Genomic DNA, 18,973 nt, shown 5'->3' with positions numbered 1-18,973 from the left:
GGGCTCACCCCCCCCCCGCGGCCGTTCGGTTTTCATCCGCCCCCCCCCCCCCCCCCCGGGGCGCCCCCCCGCGGGGGGGGGGGGGGGGGCCCCCCCCCCCGGGGGCCCCCCCCCCCCCCAGCCGGTAGGTTCCGCCAGGCGAAAGTCCTCGAAAGCACTGGTCAGAGAAGGGTTCCGCTCTTCATGGGGCCACGGTGTCGTGGTCGCGACACAGTCGCGATCACCGGGGAGGTCCCTGCCGTGGGCCGATTCTGTTCACCGCTGTGCTGTTGCTGCCGTTCGTCACGGTTTACGCAGGTCATAGCGCTGCGGTGGCACTCCCCGGCGTATAGCCCGACTCTTCTGCCGCTCTCTGCGGGTTTCACTCGGGCACGGCCTCTGACCTGCACTCGGAAACTCCTCCCGACCCTGCGGGGGCTTGCCGCGTCGGGAGTCCGCCGGAGGCCCTCAGACACAACGGCAAGTCCCTGAAGTTTGCCAGTAGCAGAGTCGGCGGCGATGCTGCAGGCCCTCGGTGCGTTGCGCAGACTCCCCGTCGAGGTTGCACGCAGTGGGCATCCGTTCCGCGCTCGGCGCGCAGACACTCCTGCGCAATCCGCCGGTGGTCGGTGCGCGTGCACAGTCTTTGAGCTGACTCCGCAATCTCTGATTGGCCCACGGCCACTGACCGCGCAGCCGTTCACGAGCACTGTGCATCCGCTGCGCATTCGGTGCGCAGCGCTCCTGCGCACCGCTGTGACCTGCTGGGGTCGGCTGTTCGTATCTGTGGTCGGACCCCGTGGTCGGGCTCTGCGCAGCCCTCGCGAGCGGACGGTGCACGCCGGCAGGATGACTACAAGGGTGGCGACTGGCTCCATGCGACTCGGATGGCAGGGTTTTGGACGGGATGCCAGACCGGTGAGGAAGGTCCGTTGTTGCGCAGGTCTGTCAGCGATGCCGCAAGGACGGGAACGTAGCGCAGGAAGCTCACCACCGCCGGTTCCCTCGCAGCTGCACTGAGGGCGCGGATGCGTGTGGTGATGCCGGTGGGGCCGGTGCCGTCCAGGACGAACAGGACGCGAGGGAAGAGCGGATAGTGGCGTCGCCATGTCTCCTGCACCGGGTCCTGCGCGATGGTCGGTCGGCGGCGCGTAACGGGTGTGGGGGTGTATCGGTGGAGGCGAGCGTAGGCGCCGATTTTTGCGGACAGGCGTTCCGGGCCCATGGTGGCCCGGTCGACCTCGATGAATGCCCGCAGCATCGCCCCGTCCTCGCCGTCGGTGGGACCGCGTCGGTAGTACATGAGGGCGTCGGGTATGACGGCTTCGCCGCCCCCGAGGGAGTGGTGGACCTCGGGGATCCAGTCCAGTGGGCGGCATAGGTCGCCACTGCGGCGTGCGTCTTCGAGGAAGGCGAGCGCGGTCTCGGTCACCGTCAACGTGTGTCCCACCCGCAGCCTCGCGGCTGTCGGATCGGACACCGTTTTCGGTGGTCGTCGCCCGCGCAGCTCCGGCCACTCGGAGGCGATCTCCGTGCCGTACGAAGTGGGAAACCATACGCGCAGCCGTCCGGCCCGGGGCAGGGTGATGCGGTCGACCAGTCCCTCATCGCGCAGCTTGGCCATCCGCCGCCGCGTCTGCTCGATCCGCACCCCGGGCGCGATCACCCGATGCATCTGCTCGGTCGTGGCCATCCGGTACTGCGTCAGCACCGCCAGCGCCAGGCGATCCCCACCGCCTGCATCCACGTCACTCATCGTCGGCCTCCCCTTCGTGCGCAGGCGGCGCCGCCGTACCCGGCGCCCCGCGTACGACCAGAGCAGCAGCTGACCCCGACCACACGTGCGACCACAAAGCCCCGACCACGGTCACGATGCGGCAACACCCCCTGCCGACCAGACTGATAACCCCGCCGACATCCCCACTCGCACTCCCCCTGACAGCCGTCAGCGCCCTACCGGCCATGGGCGGCATATTTGCAGGTCACCACGCACATATCCGTGTGGTCGCCAGCCCGACATCCCCCTCTGCACACCCCGCGCTCGCCCCGAACCAGAAGAAAAGCAGGTGACAGGGGACGGCGGGCGAACGGGCGGGTGCGTGCCGCCGGGGATCGGGGCGCCGTTCACGCTGTTGCGCGCCGACGGGCGCCGGCGCGCTCGCGCGTCGAAACGCGCGCTTGCCAGCAGCACGACCCACCACCGGAGTTCGGGCGCATACATCACGGAGGCATTGGGGCATCGCCCTGCACGAGGAGGCGGCACTCGATTTGCTCCTGGAGGATCTCGGCTGCCCCTCAGAGGGGAGGGAGCACGCCCGGACGAAGTTGCCAGACTGCGGCCTGGGGTCGCTGTTGCGACCTCCGACCGGTCGGAATTAGGCCCTGGTTCGTCTGCCATCCACCCCCGCACGTGAGCGCCGTGAGCCCGGCGGACCTCACAGCGCGTCGACCCCGCTCACCTTCCACCCCTCGTCCGTGTCGGTCATCGTCATCCGCACCCGGTTCAGATCCACCCGAGCCCCCGAGACCTGCGTGCTCTCGGTGACCTGGTTGATGAAGAGCAGCACCACGACCTTGTCCGGCGAGGCCGACACGACCGATGCGGCCGGGGTCTCGGTGGCGGGGGCGGTGATCGTTGCCTTCACGATGCCGCGGTACTTCTTGGCCGTCGGGCCGACCACGGCCTTCGTGGTCTTGCCGTACTCGGCGCGGAAGCCGCCGGTCAGGTGGGTGCGGGCGCTCGCGAAGTCCTTGTCCAGGTGACGGTAGTCGTAGGACAGGATGACCGGTGCGGCCTTCTGCGCGGCGGTGAGTGCCTGGGTCCGGGCGCTTTCCGTCCGGTGTCCGTCCCGGTACTGCCAGCCCAGTACGGCGGTCGCCACCAGGGCGGCCAGCAGGAGGATGCCGAGCACCAGCGTGAGCAGGCGGCGTCCACGGGGGTGCACCTCGACCTCGTCCTTTGCCGGTGCGTCCTCCTCGAAGGATTCGAGTGACGGCTCCGGCGGGTCCTCCCAGCCGTTCTTCGGGGCCTCGATGAGTACGGTGCGGCCGGCTACGGCGACGGAGGCCTCCGGTGCCGGTACGTGGTGGCGACGCTCCGCTCGCTTGGTCGCGGCACGGGCCGCCGCCGTCATGGTGCGCCGGGTGCGGGGGCCAGGGGTTGTCTTCGGCATGGTCGTACTCCTCTGTGGTGCTTGTCAGCCGACGAACTCGACGTCGGACGTCAGCCAGCGCCCGTGCCGGTGGACCAGGTCCAGTTGCAGGCGGTACGTGCGCGACTCACCCTGCGGTACCGCCGTGTTGGTCACCTTGCTGTCGGCCACCACCAGGACGCGGGCCGCCTTCTCCGTGGAGCGGACGATGCCCGCCTCCAGGACCTGGCCCTCGGACACGGACTTGTTCGCCGCGACCAGCCGCGTCAGCTGCTCCGTCTGTGCCGCGAACTGCTTCTTGAAGTCGCCCGTCGCGCCCGACAGGACGTTCGCGCTGTCTCGGTCGTAGTGGCGGTAGTCGAGCGATGTGAAGTTCAGGGCTGACTGGCGGGCCGCGGCCAGGACGTCCCGGCGGCGCTGGTCCGCTTCGCGCTGCCCGTGCAGGCCGAGGGCCAGCCAGATCGTGAGTGCGGTGGTCAGGACCGTCGCGGCGACGAGTCCTGCCGTCACCGCCCTGGAGCTCCGCCAGTTCTTCATGCCATCGGGCCGACGAGCAGCCATTGCCACGACTCCTTTCCGAACACGGCCTGCTGGCCGCCCGTCGAGCCGATCTCGACGTTCCTGCCGTCCGGAGCGACCGTCGTGCCGGTCTCCGGGTCGTACGGGGTGACGTATGCGGCCTGGTTCACGCCGCCATACGCGCGCGACGCGCCCGGTGCGTTCTGCGCTCCCCGCACCGAGGACTCGCTGCCCCGCGGCAACGTGCAGCGAGCCGCCGTGTTCGCCTCGCGCGTGCTCGTGTCCGCCGGGTCGCGGCGGGCCGTGCCGTAGCCCCGCGTGCAGGACGGCGGGTCGTCGGCGTTCAGCACCATGCCGAAGTGCGTTGTGCCGTCGCCCGGCACGACCGTGTAGCTGCCCGCCACCATCACCGGGAAGGTGACCAGGGCCTGTTCCACGCCGGGGAGGCGGGCCAGGGTCACCTGGCCGCCGCTGATCAGGTTCGCCAGCAGGACCGACAGCTCGGGGCCCGCCGACTTCAACAGCGAGTTCACCTCCTGCGCCGCCGGTCTCGCGTTGCCAATCAGCCTGCGCAGGTCGCCGTCGCTCTCCTTCAACTGGGCGGACAACAGAGCCAGATCGCTTGCGAACGACTTGATCGACGAGCCCTGGTCGGCCTGTGTCTTCAGCACCTTCCGCGAGTCCTCGATGAGCGCGATCGTCTCCGGCAGCGCCTCCGATGCCGACTCGATCAGCACGTTGCCGGAGTCCACCAGCCGGCTCAGGTTCGGGCCCGTGCCCGCGAACGCCTTGCCCAACTCGTCGACGGTGACCCGCAGGTCCTTCTTCCCCACCGAGTTCACCAAGCGGTCCAGGCTGAGGACCAGGTCCGTCGTCGGCAGCGGTACGCGTGTGCTCTCGCGCGGGATCGTGCTGCCGTCCAGCAGATAGGGGCCGTTTGACGTGCGGGGTTGCAGGTCCACGTACTGTTCGCCCACCGCCGAGCGGTTCGCCACCACGGCGAGTGCGTTCGCTGGGATGCGCGGTGCTCCGTCCTCGATGTCCAGCGCGACCGAGACGCCGTCGGCGCCCGTCAGGCGCAGCGCGCCCACCCGGCCCACCGGCACCCCGCGATACGTCACCTCGGCGCCGGGGAAGATCCCCCCGGACTCGGCGAAGTCCGCCCGGACCGTGTAACCGCGGTCCAGGACCTCGTCCACCAGCCCGGTGTACTCGGCGCCGACGTACGACACCCCTACGGCGGTGAGGGTGGCGAAGGCGAGCAGCTGGGCCTTGACCGTACGTGTGATCACGGCTGGACTCCCTTCAGCATCAGCTCGGCCAGGGCGAGGTCGATCCCCTTCGGCCAGTCGTCCCCGGTGCCGTAGCCGCCTCCGTACTCGCCGTAGCTGCTGGTGCATACCGGCGGGCACAGCGGGTCGCCACCGCCGTCGGACGGGGGCGAGGAGGTCGACGGCACACCCGGCGTGCTCGGGAGCGCGGTGGGTGTCGGGACGGTCGGCGTGCTCGGGAGATCCGGTACGTCCGGGAGGTCCGGAGTCTCCGGAAGTCCGGGTCCCTGGGGCTTCCCGTCGCCACCCCGACCGCCGCCCGGCTTCTCCGTCAAGTTGCCGTAGATCCCGGCCAGGTCGAGGTCAGCCGTGATGTGGAGATTGACGTAGTCACCCTTGATGGCGTCCACCGCGTTGCGGGGGAACGGGTAAGTCGTCAGTAGTTCCAGGGAGTTGGGCAGGTCGTCGCCCGCCTTGTTGAGCTGTTGCAGGATCGGGCGCAGTTGTCTGAGGTTCGCGACCGTGTCGTCGTGCGAGGCGTTGACCACCCTGGTGCCTGTCCTGCCGAGCTTCGACAGCGACGTGAGCATGCGCGTCAGGTCCCGCCGCTGGTGGGCCAGGACCTTCAGGGCCGGCGGCATCGAGTCCACGGCCCCGGCGATGGTCCTCTTCTCCTTGCCGAGGCGCTTGGCGAGTCGGTCCACGGCCTTCAGCGCCCGCACGATGTCCTGCTTCTGCGCGTCCAGGCCGCCCAGGAACACATCCAGCTCCTTCAGCAGGGAAGCGACCCGGTTCTCCCGTCCCTCCAGCGCCTTGTTCAGCTCCACGGTGATCGTCTTGAGCTGCGCCACGCCACCGCCGTTGAGCAGTGCGGACAGGGCGGACAGCACCTCCTCGATCTCCGGGTTGCGGCCGCTGCGGGACAGAGGGATCGCGTCGCCGTCCCTGAGGCGTCCGACCGCCACCACCCCGGTCGGCTCGGACAGCGCCACGTACTTCTCGCCGAGCATGCTGGTCTGCCGTAGCTCCGCGATCGCGTTGGCGGGCAACTTGACCGAGTCGGCGACCCGCAGACGTACGCGCGCGTGCCAGCCGTCCAACTCCACCTTCTCCACCGCGCCCACGGTGACGTTGTCGACCTTCACTGCCGACTGCGGCACCAGGTCGAGGACGTCACGGAACTCGACAGTGACGTGGTACGCGTCGCCGTCCGAGGCGGCTCCGCCGGGCAGTTGGACGTCGTACCAGCCGTTGAACTCGCAGCCGGAGAGGAGTAGCGAGCCGACGGCCGCCCAGGCCGCCACCCCGCCATTGCGCAGCGCTCTCACACGCAGCGCTCTCACACGCGGCACGCTCATGCGTCGGCCTCCAGGATTCCGCCGAGGGTGCGGTCGACCGTGCCGGTGACCGCCGGGCCCCGCGGGACCTCGGGCAGGGAGTCGAACAACTCCCTCAGTTCCGTGCAGTCCGGGTTCTCGCCGCCCTCGTCTCCCGTCGTCCTGAGCAGCGAGCACAGCAGCGACGCCGGATCCTGTGCCTGGTCGGCGTTGTTGCGGGTGTCGAGGGTGCCGGCCGACGGGTTGTAGGCGTTGTTCAGGTTCGACATGCCGGTCGGCGCCACCTCCAGCAGCTCCTCCAGCGCGGCTCGTTGGGTGACGAGCACCTTGGTGACCTTGCTCAGGCCCTCGACGTTCGCGGTCAGCGACTTCTTGTTCCTTTTCACGAATCCGGACACGTCGCCCAGCGCCGTTCCGAGGTTCTTCAGAGCGGCCGCCAAGTCCTTCCGCTCGCCCGCCAGTTGCTCGGCGACCTTCGCGAGGCTGCTGTTGAACGACCGCACGCTCTTGTCGTCGGCCGCGAGCGCCGCCGTGAAGACCTGGAGGTTGCGGATCGTGCCGAACAGGTCCGTGCGGCCGTCGGACAGGGTCGTGACCGCCTGCGAGAGGTCCTCGACCGTCCGGTTGAGGTTCTCGCCCTGGCCGTCGAGGTTGTCCGCGCTCACCCCGAGCAGCCGCGACAGGGAGCCGTCCTTGTTGGCGCCCTTTGGCCCGAGGGCCTCGGCCGTGGTGTGCAGGCTGTCGAAGACGCGGTCCAGCTCCACGGGTACGGCCGTGCGCGACTCGGGGATCTCGGCGCCGTCCCGCAGCACCGGACCGCCCCGGTAGACGGGCAGCAGCTGCACATAACGGTCGCTGACTACCGAGGAGTTGATGATCGCCGCCTGCGCCTCGGCCGGGACCTTGCGGTCGGCGTCGTATTCCAGGTCGACCCGCACCCGGTCGCCCTCCGGCGTGATCTTCCTGATCTCGCCGATCCGGACGCCCAGCACGCGGACGTCCGAGCCGGGGTAGATGCCGACCGTGCGCGGGAAGTACGCCGTGACGCGGACCGGCTCGGGGCGCGGCCACAGGACGTAGGAGAGCGCGGCGACGAGGGACAGCGCGGTGAGCAGCGCCAGCGGCTTTCTCACCCGGACGGGGATGTTCACTGCGTCCCTCCCGTTCGCGGCACCACGGGAGCGGCGACGAGGTTCTGGACGTAGGAGTCGAACCAGCGGCCGTTGCCGAGGGTGTTGGTGAAGAGCCGGACATAGGGCGCCATGAGCTTGATGCTCCGGTCCAGGCTGGATTGGTTCCGTTCGAGCATCTCCACCACGCGGTTCAGGCCCTTGAGCGCGGGGCCGATCTCCTTGTCGTTGTCCTGGACCAGGCCGGAGAGCTGGATGCCGAGGGCGGCGGAGCTCTTCAGCAGTTTGTGGATCGCCTCGCGCCGCTTGCTGATCTCCTTGAACAGCTTGTCGCCGTCCTTGACCAGGGCGGTGAAGTCCCCGGAGCGGTCGGCGAGTACGCCCGTGACGCCGTTCGCGTGGTCGAGGAGCTCGCGCAGCGCCTTGTCGCGGGAGGCCACCGTCCGGGAGATCCGGGACAGGCCCGCGAGGGACGCCCGTACCTCTTCCGGTGAGTCCTCGAAGGTGGCGGAGATGGTGTCCATGGCCTTTGCCACGCGGTCGGTGTCGACCTTCTCCGAGGTCGTGGTGAGGTCGCTGAAGGCCTGTACGACGTCGTACGCGGGGACTGTGCGCCTTAGTGGTATCTCGGTGCCGGGTGCCAACTGCCCGTCGCCCTTGGGGTGCAGCGCGAGGTACTTCGCCCCGAGGATCGTCTTGACCCGGATCGACGCACCGGTGTCCGTGCCGAAGGCCGGCTCGCCCTTGATCTTGAAGGTGACCTTGACGTGGTCGCCGTCCAGGTCGACCTCCTCGACCTTGCCGACCTTGACCCCGGCGATCCGCACCTCGTCACCGGGCTTGAGCCCGCCCGCCTCGGCGAAGGCCGCGCTGTACGTCTCGCCGTCGCCGATCACCGGCAGGCGGTCGGCGTTGAACGCGGCCACGGCAAGCAGCGCGAGGGTGGTGAGGCCGACGGCGCCGATGGCGACGGGGTTGCGGTCGCGGAAGGGGATGAGGCGTGGGCGGCGGATCCGTATCCCCGGCAGCCTGGGCGGCTCGACGCGCACCTTGAACAGCGGTTGCGGGCGGGGCTTGCGGCGCGGCAGGAGCCGTACCTCAGGCAGCCGTACCCTCACCTTAGGCAGACGTATCCTCGGCAGCCTCGGCGGCTCCACCCGCACCCTGAACAGCGGCTCGGGACGTTGCTTGCGGCTCATCCCGCGCACCTCGCCCTCGCCACGTGCAGGTCGGGTGTCAGCACCCGCTTCGTCTTCGGCAGCACGATCCGGCCGTCGAAGTCGCAGAGGTAGAAGTTGAACCACGAGCCGTAGGACGCCGTCCCGGTCAGCTCGTTGAGCTTGTTCGGCAGCCGCTTCAGCACGCCCTCCACGGTCTCCTCGTTCTCGTTCAGCGTTCCGGTGAGTTCGGTCAGCTCGGCGATGTCGTCCTTCAGCGGTGGACGCGCGTCCTTCAGCAGCCCCGAGGTGGCCTCCGTCAGATCGCCGATGCTCACCAGCGACCGCCCGATGGGCTCGCGGTCGGCGGCCAGGCCCGAGACGACCCGGCGCAGTTGCTTGAGCAGGCCGGAGAAGCGGCTGCCCCGCTTGTCCAGCGTCTCCAGCACGGTGTTGAGGTTGTCGATCACCGAACCGATCAGCCGGTCGCGGTCGGCCAGCGTCGAGGTGAGTGACGCCGTGTGCACGAGCAGGCTGTTGACGGTGCCGCCCTCGCCCTGGAGGGTCTTGATGATCTCGGTGGCGAGCTGGTTGACGTCCTTCGGGCTCAGCGCGGCGAACAGCGGCTTGAAGCCGTTCAGCAGGGCGTTGAGGTCCAACGCCGGCTGGGTGCGCGACAGCGGGATCGTCCCGCCGGGCCGCAGCAGCCGGGAGCCGTCGCCCACGCCCTCGGTCAGCGCGATGTACCGCTGTCCGACCAGGTTGCGGTACCGGACCACCGCGCCTGTGGTGGCCGGCAGCGGCCGGTCCCGGCTGACCGTGAAGGTGACCTCGGCCAGCGTCCGGTCCTTGATGCGGATGCCCTCGACCTCGCCGACCCGGACTCCGGCCACGCGGATGTCGTCGCCCTCCTCCAGGCCGGTGACGTCGCTGAACACGGCGTGGTAGCGATCCTCCGGAGTGAAGGAGATGTTCACGATGGTGGCGGCGAGGAGGGCCGTCGCCAGGATGGTCACCAGTGCGAAGACGCTGAACTTGGCGAGGGGAGCGGCGGTCTGCCGTGCGCTTGTGGTCCTCATGCCACGCTCACCGCCGTCCCGCGCGCCAGCGGCCCGAACAGCAGCGTCGCGACCGGCGGCACCTCGTCGGCGGGCACCCCCAGCGCGGGCGCGACGAGCGAGCCGACGGCCTGCTGCTCGGCCCGCGTGGCGGACACGCCGAGCGGGCCGGACGCGGAGCCACCGGACTTCGAGCCGTCGTCGAGGTGGGCCCCGGGCGCCGGTACTGGCGGCCTGGGCAGATCACGGCAGTCGGGACCCGACCGCTCGCCGTACCGCGGCTCCTCGCCCGGCTCGTACGCGCCCCGCGGCCGTACGACCTCCAGCGTGATGTGCATCTTCCCGCCCCGGAACGCTTCCTCCGAGGCCTTCTCCTGCCGGACCAGACCGGCCAGCAGACACGGGTACTCGGGGGAGTAGCGGGCGAACAGCTCCAGCGTCGGGCGGGAGACCCGGCCGAGGGCGATCAGCCGGTCTCCGTTCGCGTCGAGGAAGTCCTCCGCGGTGCCGGCGACGGTCGCCGTGCTTCTCAACGCCGCTGCCAGCCGGTCCTTCTGCTCGACGAGCGTGCGGCTGGTGGTGATGGTGTTGCGCAGGATGTCCATCAGGTCGGGCGCCGCGTCGCCGTAGACCTCGGCGACCTCGGCGAAGCGGGCGATGTCCTCGGTGAGGGACGGCAGGTGGGGGTTGAGGCGGCGCAGGTAGGCCTCCAGGCGCGTGAGGTTGTCGCCGATCCGGTCGCCGCGGCCTTCCAGGGCGGTGGCGAACGCGGAGAGGGTGGCGTTGAGCTTGCCGGGCTGGACGGTTCGCAGCAGGGGCAGCAGGTCGTTCATGAGCTGCTGCACCTCGATGCCGACCTGCGTGCGGTCCTGGGTGATGACGTCGCCGGCGCGGATCGGGCGGGCGGACGAAGCGGCGGACGGCACCAGGTCGACGTACTTCTCGCCGAACAGCGTCTTGGGAAGCAGGCGCGCATGCACGTCGGACGGGATGTACGCGACGTGCTCGGGCTTGAGCGCGATGTCGAGCGTGGCCTTCGTCCCGTCCGCCCGCACCCCGCGCACCTCGCCGACCAGCACCCCGCGCAGCTTGACGTCGGCCCGCGGATCCAGCTGGTTGCCCAGGCTGTCGGCCTCCAGCGTGATCCGCACGACCGGCGTGAACACCTGCCGGTACATGGCGACCGACAGGGACAGCAGCAGCGCGAGTACGGCGATGAAGACGACGCCGTACAACCGCAGTCTCAGCACTCTCATCCGGAGTCCCAGCACTCTCATCCGGCGGCTCACCCCGCGATCCTTACGGTCGTGTTGGCGCCCCAGATCGCGAGCGACAGGAAGAAGTCGAGGACGTTGATCGCCACGATCGAGGTCCGCACCGCACGGCCCACCGCCACGCCGACGCCCGCCGGGCCGCCGCTCGCGTAATAGCCGTAGAAGCAGTGGACGAGGATGATCAGGACGGCGAAGACGAGCACCTTCCCGAAGGACCACAGCACGTCGACCGGTGGCAGGTACTGCTGGAAGTAGTGGTCGTAGGTGCCGGCCGACTGGCCGTAGTAGACGGTGGTGATCGTGCGGGCGGCGAGGTACGACGACAGCAGGCCGATCACATACAGCGGGATCACCGCGACGAACCCGGCGATCATCCTCGTCGTCACCAGGAACGGCAGCGAGGGCACGCCCATCACTTCCAGCGCGTCGGTCTCCTCGCTGATCCGCATCGCGCCCAGCTGGGCCGTGAAACCGGCGCCGACGGTCGCCGAGAGCGCGAGGCCGGCCACCAGTGGGGCGATCTCCCGGGTGTTGAAGTACGCCGAGAGGAACGCCACGAAGTTGGAGGTGCCGAGCTGGTTGAGGGCCGCGTAGCCCTGGAGGCCGACCTCCGTGCCGGTGAAGAAGGACAGGAAGGCGATCACGCCCACCGTGCCGCCCACCACCGCGAGCGCACCCCGGCCGAAGCTCACCTCGGCGAGCAGCCGCAGGATCTCCTTCTTGTAGCGGCGCAGGGTGCGGCCGGTCCACGCCAACGAGCGGCCGTAGAAGGAGAGTTGGGCGCCGAGCTCTTCGAGTGAGCGCAAAGGGCGTTGGAGCAGTCTCATCGGCTAACCCCTCTGCGGGACGACCTGGAAGTACACCGCGGTCATCACGAAGTTGGTCACGAACAGCAACATGAAGGTGATCACCACCGACTGGTTCACCGCGTCGCCCACACCCTTCGGGCCGCCCTTCGCGGTGAGCCCCTTGTACGAGGCGACGATCGCCGCGATCGCGCCGAAGACGAGCGCCTTGACCTCGGCCGCCCACAGGTCGGAGAGCTGGGCGAGGGTGGTGAAGGAGGCGAGGTAGGCGCCCGGGGTGCCGTTCTGCAGGACGACGTTGAAGAAGTAGCCGCCCGCCACCCCGACCACCGACACCAGGCCGTTGAGCAGCACCGCGACCAGCATCGACGCCAGTACACGCGGTACGACGAGGCGGTGGATGGGGTCGATGCCCAGCACCTGCATCGCGTCGATCTCGTCCCGGATCTTCCGCGCCCCGAGGTCCGCGCAGATCGCCGTGCCGCCGGCGCCCGCGATGAGCAGCGCGGTGACGATCGGCGATGCCTCGCGCAGTACGGCCAGTACGGAGGCGGCGCCCGAGAAGGACTGTGCGCCGAGCTGCCGCGTCAGGCTGCCGATCTGGAGGGCGATGACCGCGCCGAAGGGGATGGAGACCAGGGCCGTCGGGAGGATCGTCACGCTCGCGACGAACCACGCCTGCTGGATGAACTCCCGTGCCTGGAACGGGCGTCGGGGGATCGTCCGGGCGACGTCCAGCGCCATCGCGAACAGGCTTCCCGAGTGCCGCAGCGCGCCGATCGGTGACAGGCTCATGCGCCGGCCACCGCCTTCCGCTGCAAGGAGTGCAGCGCGGCCTCGCGCCGGGCGATCGCCTCCCAGCGCGGTGGCCGGGGGATGCCCGGACCCGGCAGCAGGCGGGGAGTCAGCTCCTCGACGGGGGCCCGGTCGACGAGCGCGGCGAGCTCCTGCTCGACCTGCGCGGCGTCCTTCTCCTCGGCCATCCCGATGGGGCCCTGCATACGGCCGTTCAGGAACTGCCGTACGACGGGCTCGTCGCTGGTCAGCAGTTCCTCGCGCGGCCCGAACATCACCAGTTCGCGGCGGAACAGCAGCCCGATGTTGTCCGGCACCTGGCGGGCGGAGGCGATGTCGTGCGTGACGATCAGGAAGGTCGCGTCGATCTGGGCGTTGAGGTCGACGATGAGCTGGTTGAGGTAGGCGACGCGGACCGGGTCGAGGCCGGAGTCGGGTTCGTCGAAGAGGATGATCTCCGGGTCCAGCACCAGGGCCCGGGCGAGCCCCGCCCGCTTGCGCATGCCGCCGGAGATCTCGCCGGGCAGCTTCCCTTCCGCCCCGATCAGCCCGACCATGTCCATCTTCTCCAGCACGACGCGCCGGATCTCGCTCTCGGACTTACGGGTGTGCTCGCGCAGCGGGAAGGCGATGTTGTCGTACAGGTTCATCGAGCCGAACAGCGCGCCGTCCTGGAACAGCACCCCGAAGAGCTTGCGGACCTCGTACAGGTCGTGCTCGCGGAGCCTGGTGATGTCCCGGCCCTGGATCGTGATCGAGCCGCGCTCCGGCTTCAGCAGTCCGACGAGCGTCTTGAGGAACACCGACTTGCCCGTGCCCGAGGGGCCGAGCATGACCGAGACCTCCCCGGCGGGCAGCGTCAGTGAGACGTCCTGCCAGATGACCTGGTGACCGAAGGACTTGGTCAGCCCTTCCACACAGATCTCGACACCCATCCGGTCCACCCTTCGGCCCCTGGAGCAGCTCTGACATCTGCTCTACGGGGAGGGGCGGGGTGTCCGTCGCTCGGGTTGCGGTTTTTTTACGGCAGTGGGGTCGCCGTCGGAAGGGGCAGGGAGGCGGACGGTACGGCTGAGGGCTCGACCGGAAGCTCAGGGGCCTCGGGCAGGTCGGAGACCTCGGGCAGTTCCGGCACCTCGGGCACATGTGGCACCTCCGGCGCGGACAGCGCCGGCAGCGGGGACACCGAGACCTTCGGCACCGCCACCTCCGGCACCGCCACTTCCGGCACCGCCACTTCCGGCAGCGGCGGCACGGGCAGCGGCCGGAACGATTCTCCCGAGGGCGACCCCGCCTCGTCCGGTCCGGCTGCCGAGGCCGTGGGCCGGTTCCCCTGCGGAGCCCTGGGCCCGGCGCCGCTGTCCGGCCGCAACGCCTCCGCGCCCGGCGAGGCGACCGCGGGCCGCGGAGCACCGCCCTCACTCCCGCCCCCGTCGAAGCCGTGGGGCAGCACGAACCCGGCCACCACCAGCGTCGCCGCCGTGGAAGCCACCGCCGCGGCCTGCACCTTGCCGCCGCCGCGAGGCCGCCCCCACCCGATCACGAACAGCGCGCACCCGAGCGTCGCGGCCAGCGACTGCCGCAGTGTCCGCCGAGCCCGGGCCAGCAGCGACTCGACGGTCCGGTAGCTCAGCCCCATCCGGACGGCGACCTGGCCGACGTCGAGGTCCTCCGACTTCAGCCGCAGCGCCTCGGCCTGCCGGGCGGGCAGCTCACCACTGCGCACCGCCAGCCACTTCGCCTCGGCCCGGTCGCACACCGCCTCCTCGACGGGCACCGGGCCGGGGGCGATGAGGGTCGGGCTGGTGCGCACCTGCGCCTCCCGGTTCACCTGCCGGTAGCGGTCGACGCAGAGCCGCATCGTCACCGTCGTCAGCCACGCCGCGAGCCGCTCGTCGTCCAGGTCGGGACGCTCGGCGGCCCGCAGCATCGCCTCGTGCACCGCGTCCTCGGCGTCCTCCGCGCTCATCGACCTGCGCCGGGCCACCTTGAGCAGCTGCTCGCGGTGGCTCCACATCTGCTGCCAACGCTCGTCGGAGGCTTCCGTCTCCGCGGCCATGTCCGTCGCCATGAGGGCCCCTTCGCTCTCACCCACCGGTGTCGTCCCGTCCGGCGGGGCGCGACATTACCGCTCGGTATCGGCGGTTGTGGAGGGGGCGGCGGTCATCGAGTCCGCGCTGTTACTGGTCAGCGCGTCGCTGCCGGGCAGCAGGTCGTCGCCGGGGAGCCCGATGTCCGGGGTGGGGAGGGGGAGTTGCGGATTCCCGGTCTCCGCGGGGTCGGTGGCCGGACGCGAGGCGGTGGGGGCCGGCGAGGCGGGGGCCGACGGCGTGGGGGTCGGGGTGGCGCTCGGCCGGGCGGAGGGAGCCGGCGAGGGCTGTTTCGGCTTCGCGGGCGACCGCGACGGAGAAGGGTCTGGAGAGAAGTCGGTGGTGGCGTCCGGTACCACGCTGTGCCCGTCCAGGAAGTACGCGTACCAGGCCCTGACCGTGCGCAGATACGCCGACGAGTGGTTGTAGCCGAGGATCGCCAGGTCCAGCTGAGCGGGGACGGACAGGTCCCGCCCGCCCGCGCACAGATAGCGTCCGGCGGCGAGCGCGGCGTCGAAGACGTTGTTCGGATCCGTGCGACCGTCGCCGTTGCCGTCCGCTCCCCAGCGGGCCCAGGTCGACGGGATGAACTGCATCGGCCCGACCGCGCGGTCGTACGCCCTGTCCCCGTCGTGGGCCCCGCCGTCGGTGTCCCGGATCAGGGCGAAGGCGACGCCGTCCAGCCGGGGCCCGAGGACCGGCGCCACGGTCGTACCGTCGTCGGTCACCCTGCCGCCCCGCGCCTGACCGGACTCGACCTGCCCGATCGCCGCTAGCAACTGCCACCGCAGCCGGCAGCCGGGTGCCTCACGCGAAAGCCGCTGCTCCGCTCGCCGGTAGGCGGCGAACACGCTCGCGGGCAGCGCGGCGCCGACCTCCGCCGGGGCCCCGACGCCATCCCGCTTGCCGGTCCGCAGCGGCGGCAGATCGGTGCGGTACGGGGTGTCGCCGGACACGCTCGGCCCGTGCTGCGCGGGCGACTGCTCCGCTCCCGGCGCCGAGACCCGTGCCGGGAGCGCCCCCGGCGCCTGGGACGCGGTCAGCGCCACCAGTGCCACCGCCGCGGCCGCCGTACCTCTTGCGGCCCTGACTCCGTGCCCTGCCACTCTCTGTTCCCCTCCCTGCAGACGGCTGTCCCTACGTCTGCTCTACGGGGCAGGGCGGCGCATCCGTCGCACGGTTTGCGCACACGCCGATCCGGCGGATTCCGGATCGTCACTCTTTCTGGCTATTCCTGGAGGCCGGAGTTCCGGGCTTCCTCTAGTCAGGAGGAGAGGACCCCGGTCTCTGGAGGCAAGCCGTGGATGACAACCGCCGACTCCCCCTCGTCTACGTCCGCGGCTTCGCCGGCGGCACCCGCGGCATCGACAAAGCCGTCGACGACCCCTTCTACGGCTTCAACGAAGGCTCGGTCCACGTCCGGGTCGGCGGCCGCAACAAACCCCTCTTCCACCAGTTCGAGAGTCCCCTGCTGCGCCTTCTCCGCGAGGAGGGCTACGAACTGCTCGTGAAGGGGGACCAGGAGGCCTACCTCGCCAAGCACACGGAGATCCCCGCCAACACGATCTGGATCCACCGCTTCTACGACCGCTCGGCCACCACCTGGGGCGGCAGCCCCCAGGAGTACCGGCTGGAGACCGCCGCCACCGACCTGCTCGGCCTGATCGACCGGCTGCGGGAGAAGACCGGCGCGCCGGGCGTCCTGCTCGTGGCGCACTCGATGGGCGGGCTCATCTGCCGGTGCCTGCTGCAGAAGATCCTGCCCGACCTGGGGCGCGCCGCCGCCGACTGTGTCGCGAAGTTCTTCACCTACGGCACCCCGCACGGCGGCATCACCTTCGACCTCGGCGGCGGGCTGCTGGAGCGGATGCGGGACACGTTCGGCATCCAGGGCGCCGACATCTTCGGGCCCCGGCGGATGTACGAGTTCCTCACCCCGAGCGCGCGGACGGACCCCGACGGGCCGCCCGACGGCTGGGACGCCCGCCTGATGCCCGAGGGGCCGGGGACCCTGCCCCTGCAGCAGGTCTTCTGCCTCGTGGGCACCAACCCGACGGACTACGACGTCGCCCTCGGACTGTCGTCCGCCGCCGTCGGCCCGCACAGCGACGGGCTCGTGCAGATCGAGCGGGCGTACGTGCCCGGGGCGCAGCGGGCCTACGTGCACCGCAGCCACAGCGGGCGCTACGGCATGGTCAACTCCGAGGAGGGCTACCAGAACCTGCGCCGGTTCCTGTTCGGGGACACCCGGGTCGAGGCGTCGTTGGTCGACTACCGGCTGCCCGACGACGACGACCTCGTCTGGCAGGCGGAGACCCGGCTGTCGGTGCGCGGGCTGCCCGTCCCGATGCACGAGCGGTTCGCCGCCCACTGGAGCCCGATCCAGCTCGACGCGGGCGCGGTCGGGCAGGAGGCGTCGGTGCAGTTGGCGACGACGTTCCTCAACAGCGGGCTGCGGGCCGCCGCGGACGAGTCCATGCGGTTCGTCCTCGGTCTACGGCTGATCTCCCTGCGCGAGGAGGGCGGCATCTTCAAACTCTTCGACCATCTGGAGCAGACCGCCGACTTCGCCGACACGCTGGTCATCGACGTGGGCACACCCGAGGCCGATCCCGGGGCCCAGGGGATCCGGGCCGCCTGGAACTCGGAGATCGAGGGCGCCATCCGCGACCACAACGCCGCCGGCACGCCCCGCGCCGACGAGGACCCCGCCCCCGGCCGCTGGGTCGCCCACATCCCCCTGCCCGCCACCGCCGCCCCGCTCGTGGGCCCCGACGCGAGGATCCGGCTCGTGGCAACCCCGTGGAGCTGAGACGGGTGCGCGAGGAGTCGCGCATGCTGCCCACTTCGCGCCAGGCGTGGAAGGCGACCGGGCCGTCGCCGTCTGGCCCCCCGCGCCCCTAACGGCGCTGTACGCCCCCGGGTTCGCACGAACCCAACGACCGCTCCCTGACCCGCGTCAGATGCCTCGTGAAGACCTCACGCGCGTCCGGCGTCAGCGTCCGCAGGGCGACCAGGGCCGTGATCACCACGTCGCACAGCTCGCCCTGGACGTCCTCCCAGGTGTGGGTGACGCCCTTGCGCGGGTTCTGGCCGGTCGCCCCGATGACCGCCTCGGCGACCTCGCCGACCTCCTCCGACAGCTTGAGCATGCGCAGCAGCATGCCCTCGCGGCCGTCGATCGGCTGGTCGGTGTCCAGCCAGGTCCACAGGGCGTCGACGGCGGCCCACAGGTCGGCGGAGGTCTCGGGAGGCGTGGCCTGATCAGTCATGCGGGCAGCTTGGCACAGGGGCCCCCACCCGCTCCGGACGAGGCCGTTTCACTCCTCGAACAACGGCTCCTGCCCGTCGAGTCCCTCACCCTTCTCCGGCCGGTCCAGCCTCCGCTGCCGCGCCCCCACCACCAGCGCCGTCACCGCCGCCGTCGCCGCCATGGCCGTGGGGACCATCCAGCCGCGGTCGAAGAGATGGCCCATGGCGTGGTCGAGGGAGAGGCGGCCGGGGCCCGTGACGGCGAGGCCGGCGGCGGCGAGGCCGAGGGTCGCCGCGGTCTCGTAGCCGCCCTCCTGGGCGAAGAAGCCGTTCGGGGCGTGCACCGCGGACGCCCCCGCCATGCCGCCGGCCGCCGCGGCGCCCGCGAGCGGGGTCGCCAGTCCCAGCGCCAGCAGCGCGCCGCCGCCGGCCTCGGCGAGGCCCGCGGCCGTGGCGCTCGCCTTGCCCGGCCGGTAGCCGACCGACTCCATGAACTGCCCGGTTCCCTCGATCCCGTGTCCGCCGAACCAGCCGAACAGCTTCTGCGTGCCGTGTGCGACCAGCACGCCGCCGGCACTCAGCCGGAGCAGCAGCAGACCCAGATCATGTCGGTTGTAATCACTCACGGCGACTCCCGGAAGAGACAGCAGGAACAGGACCCCACCCGCGTACCCACCGTCGCATCCGCACCACCCGACCGGCCTCCCGTCACCGCCGTTCGGGTGGCGGGCCGCAGGGGCCGGTGTGAGGCTGACCGGTATGACGATTCAGACGTCCAAACTGAGCGACCCCGCCGTCCGTGCCTTCGTCACCGCCGTCAACGCCCATGACCGCGAGGGCTTCCTGAGCCTCCTCGCGCCGGGCGCGACCATGGCGGACGACGGCACCGACCGCGACCTCGCCGACTGGATCGACCGGGAGATCTTCTCCTCGAACGGCCACATGGAGGTCGACAACGAGTCGAACAACGGCCACGACCTCCTCGCCAGCTATCGCAACGACACGTACGGCGAGATGCGCACCCGCTGGCACTTCGAGGTCGAGGAGGACGGCCGGATCTCCCGCTTCGAGACCGGTCAGGCGTAACCGCTTCCGGAGTTCGGCCCCCCGGGGGGGGGGCCGGGGGGCTTGCCTTCGCGTGCGCTTCAACTCC

General features: G+C 70.7%; 18 protein-coding genes. 2 read left to right on the top strand and 16 right to left on the bottom strand.

From position 1 onward, the window contains the following. Positions 1 to 832 precede the first annotated feature (832 nt). From ACIRD7_RS23675 to ACIRD7_RS23610, 14 genes are all read right to left on the bottom strand, one after another. Positions 833 to 1,735 carry a replication-relaxation family protein gene (locus tag ACIRD7_RS23675; RefSeq protein ID WP_403456360.1) on the bottom strand — a complete coding sequence of 301 codons (903 nt, stop codon included), beginning with the start codon at positions 1,733 to 1,735 and terminating at the stop codon, positions 833 to 835. Between the two features lie 679 nt (positions 1,736 to 2,414). Further along, positions 2,415 to 3,152: a hypothetical protein gene (locus ACIRD7_RS23670; RefSeq protein WP_403456357.1), complete on the bottom strand. Its 738-nt coding sequence runs from the start codon at positions 3,150 to 3,152 to the stop codon at positions 2,415 to 2,417. A gap of 24 nt (positions 3,153 to 3,176) precedes the next feature. Next, positions 3,177 to 3,692, bottom strand: coding sequence for a hypothetical protein (locus ACIRD7_RS23665; RefSeq protein ID WP_403456355.1), 516 nt, complete (start codon positions 3,690 to 3,692; stop codon positions 3,177 to 3,179). Then, a complete protein-coding gene (locus tag ACIRD7_RS23660; protein ID WP_403456353.1) occupies positions 3,665 to 4,942 on the bottom strand; it encodes an MCE family protein in 1,278 nt (425 codons plus the stop codon). The genes ACIRD7_RS23665 and ACIRD7_RS23660 overlap by 28 nt, the downstream gene beginning before the upstream one ends. Further along, positions 4,939 to 6,249, bottom strand: a complete 1,311-nt coding sequence (locus ACIRD7_RS23655; RefSeq protein ID WP_403456430.1) for an MCE family protein — start codon at positions 6,247 to 6,249, stop codon at positions 4,939 to 4,941. Before ACIRD7_RS23655 ends, ACIRD7_RS23660 begins: the two co-directional genes overlap by 4 nt. A gap of 26 nt (positions 6,250 to 6,275) precedes the next feature. Continuing rightward, positions 6,276 to 7,379 carry an MCE family protein gene (locus ACIRD7_RS23650; RefSeq protein WP_403456428.1) on the bottom strand — a complete coding sequence of 368 codons (1,104 nt, stop codon included), beginning with the start codon at positions 7,377 to 7,379 and terminating at the stop codon, positions 6,276 to 6,278. 26 nt (positions 7,380 to 7,405) lie between these two features. Further along, entirely contained in the window at positions 7,406 to 8,587 is a 1,182-nt protein-coding gene (locus ACIRD7_RS23645; protein ID WP_403456352.1) for an MCE family protein, read from the bottom strand. After that, positions 8,584 to 9,624 carry an MCE family protein gene (locus ACIRD7_RS23640; RefSeq protein WP_403456349.1) on the bottom strand — a complete coding sequence of 347 codons (1,041 nt, stop codon included), beginning with the start codon at positions 9,622 to 9,624 and terminating at the stop codon, positions 8,584 to 8,586. Before ACIRD7_RS23640 ends, ACIRD7_RS23645 begins: the two co-directional genes overlap by 4 nt. Continuing rightward, a complete protein-coding gene (locus ACIRD7_RS23635) occupies positions 9,621 to 10,859 on the bottom strand; it encodes an MCE family protein (RefSeq protein ID WP_403456348.1) in 1,239 nt (412 codons plus the stop codon). Before ACIRD7_RS23635 ends, ACIRD7_RS23640 begins: the two co-directional genes overlap by 4 nt. A 29-nt stretch (positions 10,860 to 10,888) precedes the next feature. Beyond that, complete coding sequence (locus ACIRD7_RS23630) at positions 10,889 to 11,704, bottom strand: MlaE family ABC transporter permease (protein ID WP_403456346.1); 816 nt, start codon at positions 11,702 to 11,704, stop codon at positions 10,889 to 10,891. Between the two features lie 3 nt (positions 11,705 to 11,707). Beyond that, positions 11,708 to 12,478, bottom strand: coding sequence for an MlaE family ABC transporter permease (locus ACIRD7_RS23625; RefSeq protein ID WP_403456343.1), 771 nt, complete (start codon positions 12,476 to 12,478; stop codon positions 11,708 to 11,710). Further along, entirely contained in the window at positions 12,475 to 13,413 is a 939-nt protein-coding gene (locus ACIRD7_RS23620) for an ABC transporter ATP-binding protein (RefSeq protein ID WP_403456341.1), read from the bottom strand. Before ACIRD7_RS23620 ends, ACIRD7_RS23625 begins: the two co-directional genes overlap by 4 nt. Before the next feature lie 86 nt (positions 13,414 to 13,499). Continuing rightward, a complete protein-coding gene (locus tag ACIRD7_RS23615) occupies positions 13,500 to 14,549 on the bottom strand; it encodes a sigma-70 family RNA polymerase sigma factor (RefSeq protein WP_403456338.1) in 1,050 nt (349 codons plus the stop codon). Between the two features lie 54 nt (positions 14,550 to 14,603). Further along, entirely contained in the window at positions 14,604 to 15,674 is a 1,071-nt protein-coding gene (locus ACIRD7_RS23610) for a lytic murein transglycosylase (protein ID WP_403456335.1), read from the bottom strand. 194 nt (positions 15,675 to 15,868) lie between these two features. Here ACIRD7_RS23610 and ACIRD7_RS23605 point away from each other — a divergent pair, with 194 nt between their 5' ends. Beyond that, a complete protein-coding gene (locus tag ACIRD7_RS23605) occupies positions 15,869 to 17,380 on the top strand; it encodes an esterase/lipase family protein (RefSeq protein ID WP_403456332.1) in 1,512 nt (503 codons plus the stop codon). 88 nt (positions 17,381 to 17,468) lie between these two features. On the opposite strand, the gene ACIRD7_RS23600 is transcribed toward ACIRD7_RS23605, so the two are convergent. Together ACIRD7_RS23600 and ACIRD7_RS23595 are read right to left on the bottom strand one after the other, a co-directional pair. Further along, a complete protein-coding gene (locus ACIRD7_RS23600; RefSeq protein WP_403456329.1) occupies positions 17,469 to 17,840 on the bottom strand; it encodes a MazG-like family protein in 372 nt (123 codons plus the stop codon). 48 nt (positions 17,841 to 17,888) lie between these two features. Then, positions 17,889 to 18,446 (bottom strand): DoxX family membrane protein, encoded by a 558-nt coding sequence (locus ACIRD7_RS23595; protein ID WP_403456327.1) that lies wholly within the window; start codon positions 18,444 to 18,446, stop codon positions 17,889 to 17,891. A 133-nt stretch (positions 18,447 to 18,579) separates the two neighbouring features. Between ACIRD7_RS23595 and ACIRD7_RS23590 the strand changes: the two genes are divergently transcribed. Further along, positions 18,580 to 18,906 (top strand): nuclear transport factor 2 family protein, encoded by a 327-nt coding sequence (locus ACIRD7_RS23590; RefSeq protein ID WP_403456325.1) that lies wholly within the window; start codon positions 18,580 to 18,582, stop codon positions 18,904 to 18,906. Positions 18,907 to 18,973: the final 67 nt, after the last annotated feature.

The organism is Streptomyces sp. NPDC093568 (genome assembly GCF_044764945.1).
Classification (GTDB): domain Bacteria; phylum Actinomycetota; class Actinomycetes; order Streptomycetales; family Streptomycetaceae; genus Streptomyces.
Note: the sequence above shows the minus strand (reverse complement) of the source record. Positions and strands in the feature narration are given on the sequence as shown.

What these genes read in the sequence shown, in the direction of transcription:
- ACIRD7_RS23675 (WP_403456360.1), bottom strand. Translation starts at nt 1,735, where the DNA reads ATGAGTGACGTGGATGCAGGCGGTGGGGATCGCCTGGCGCTGGCGGTG.
- ACIRD7_RS23670 (WP_403456357.1), bottom strand. Translation starts at nt 3,152, where the DNA reads ATGCCGAAGACAACCCCTGGCCCCCGCACCCGGCGCACCATGACGGCG.
- ACIRD7_RS23665 (WP_403456355.1), bottom strand. Translation starts at nt 3,692, where the DNA reads ATGGCTGCTCGTCGGCCCGATGGCATGAAGAACTGGCGGAGCTCCAGG.
- ACIRD7_RS23645 (WP_403456352.1), bottom strand. Translation starts at nt 8,587, where the DNA reads ATGAGCCGCAAGCAACGTCCCGAGCCGCTGTTCAGGGTGCGGGTGGAG.
- ACIRD7_RS23640 (WP_403456349.1), bottom strand. Translation starts at nt 9,624, where the DNA reads ATGAGGACCACAAGCGCACGGCAGACCGCCGCTCCCCTCGCCAAGTTC.
- ACIRD7_RS23635 (WP_403456348.1), bottom strand. Translation starts at nt 10,859, where the DNA reads ATGAGAGTGCTGAGACTGCGGTTGTACGGCGTCGTCTTCATCGCCGTA.
- ACIRD7_RS23630 (WP_403456346.1), bottom strand. Translation starts at nt 11,704, where the DNA reads ATGAGACTGCTCCAACGCCCTTTGCGCTCACTCGAAGAGCTCGGCGCC.
- ACIRD7_RS23625 (WP_403456343.1), bottom strand. Translation starts at nt 12,478, where the DNA reads ATGAGCCTGTCACCGATCGGCGCGCTGCGGCACTCGGGAAGCCTGTTC.
- ACIRD7_RS23620 (WP_403456341.1), bottom strand. Translation starts at nt 13,413, where the DNA reads ATGGGTGTCGAGATCTGTGTGGAAGGGCTGACCAAGTCCTTCGGTCAC.
- ACIRD7_RS23615 (WP_403456338.1), bottom strand. Translation starts at nt 14,549, where the DNA reads ATGGCGACGGACATGGCCGCGGAGACGGAAGCCTCCGACGAGCGTTGG.
- ACIRD7_RS23600 (WP_403456329.1), bottom strand. Translation starts at nt 17,840, where the DNA reads ATGACTGATCAGGCCACGCCTCCCGAGACCTCCGCCGACCTGTGGGCC.
- ACIRD7_RS23590 (WP_403456325.1), top strand. Translation starts at nt 18,580, where the DNA reads ATGACGATTCAGACGTCCAAACTGAGCGACCCCGCCGTCCGTGCCTTC.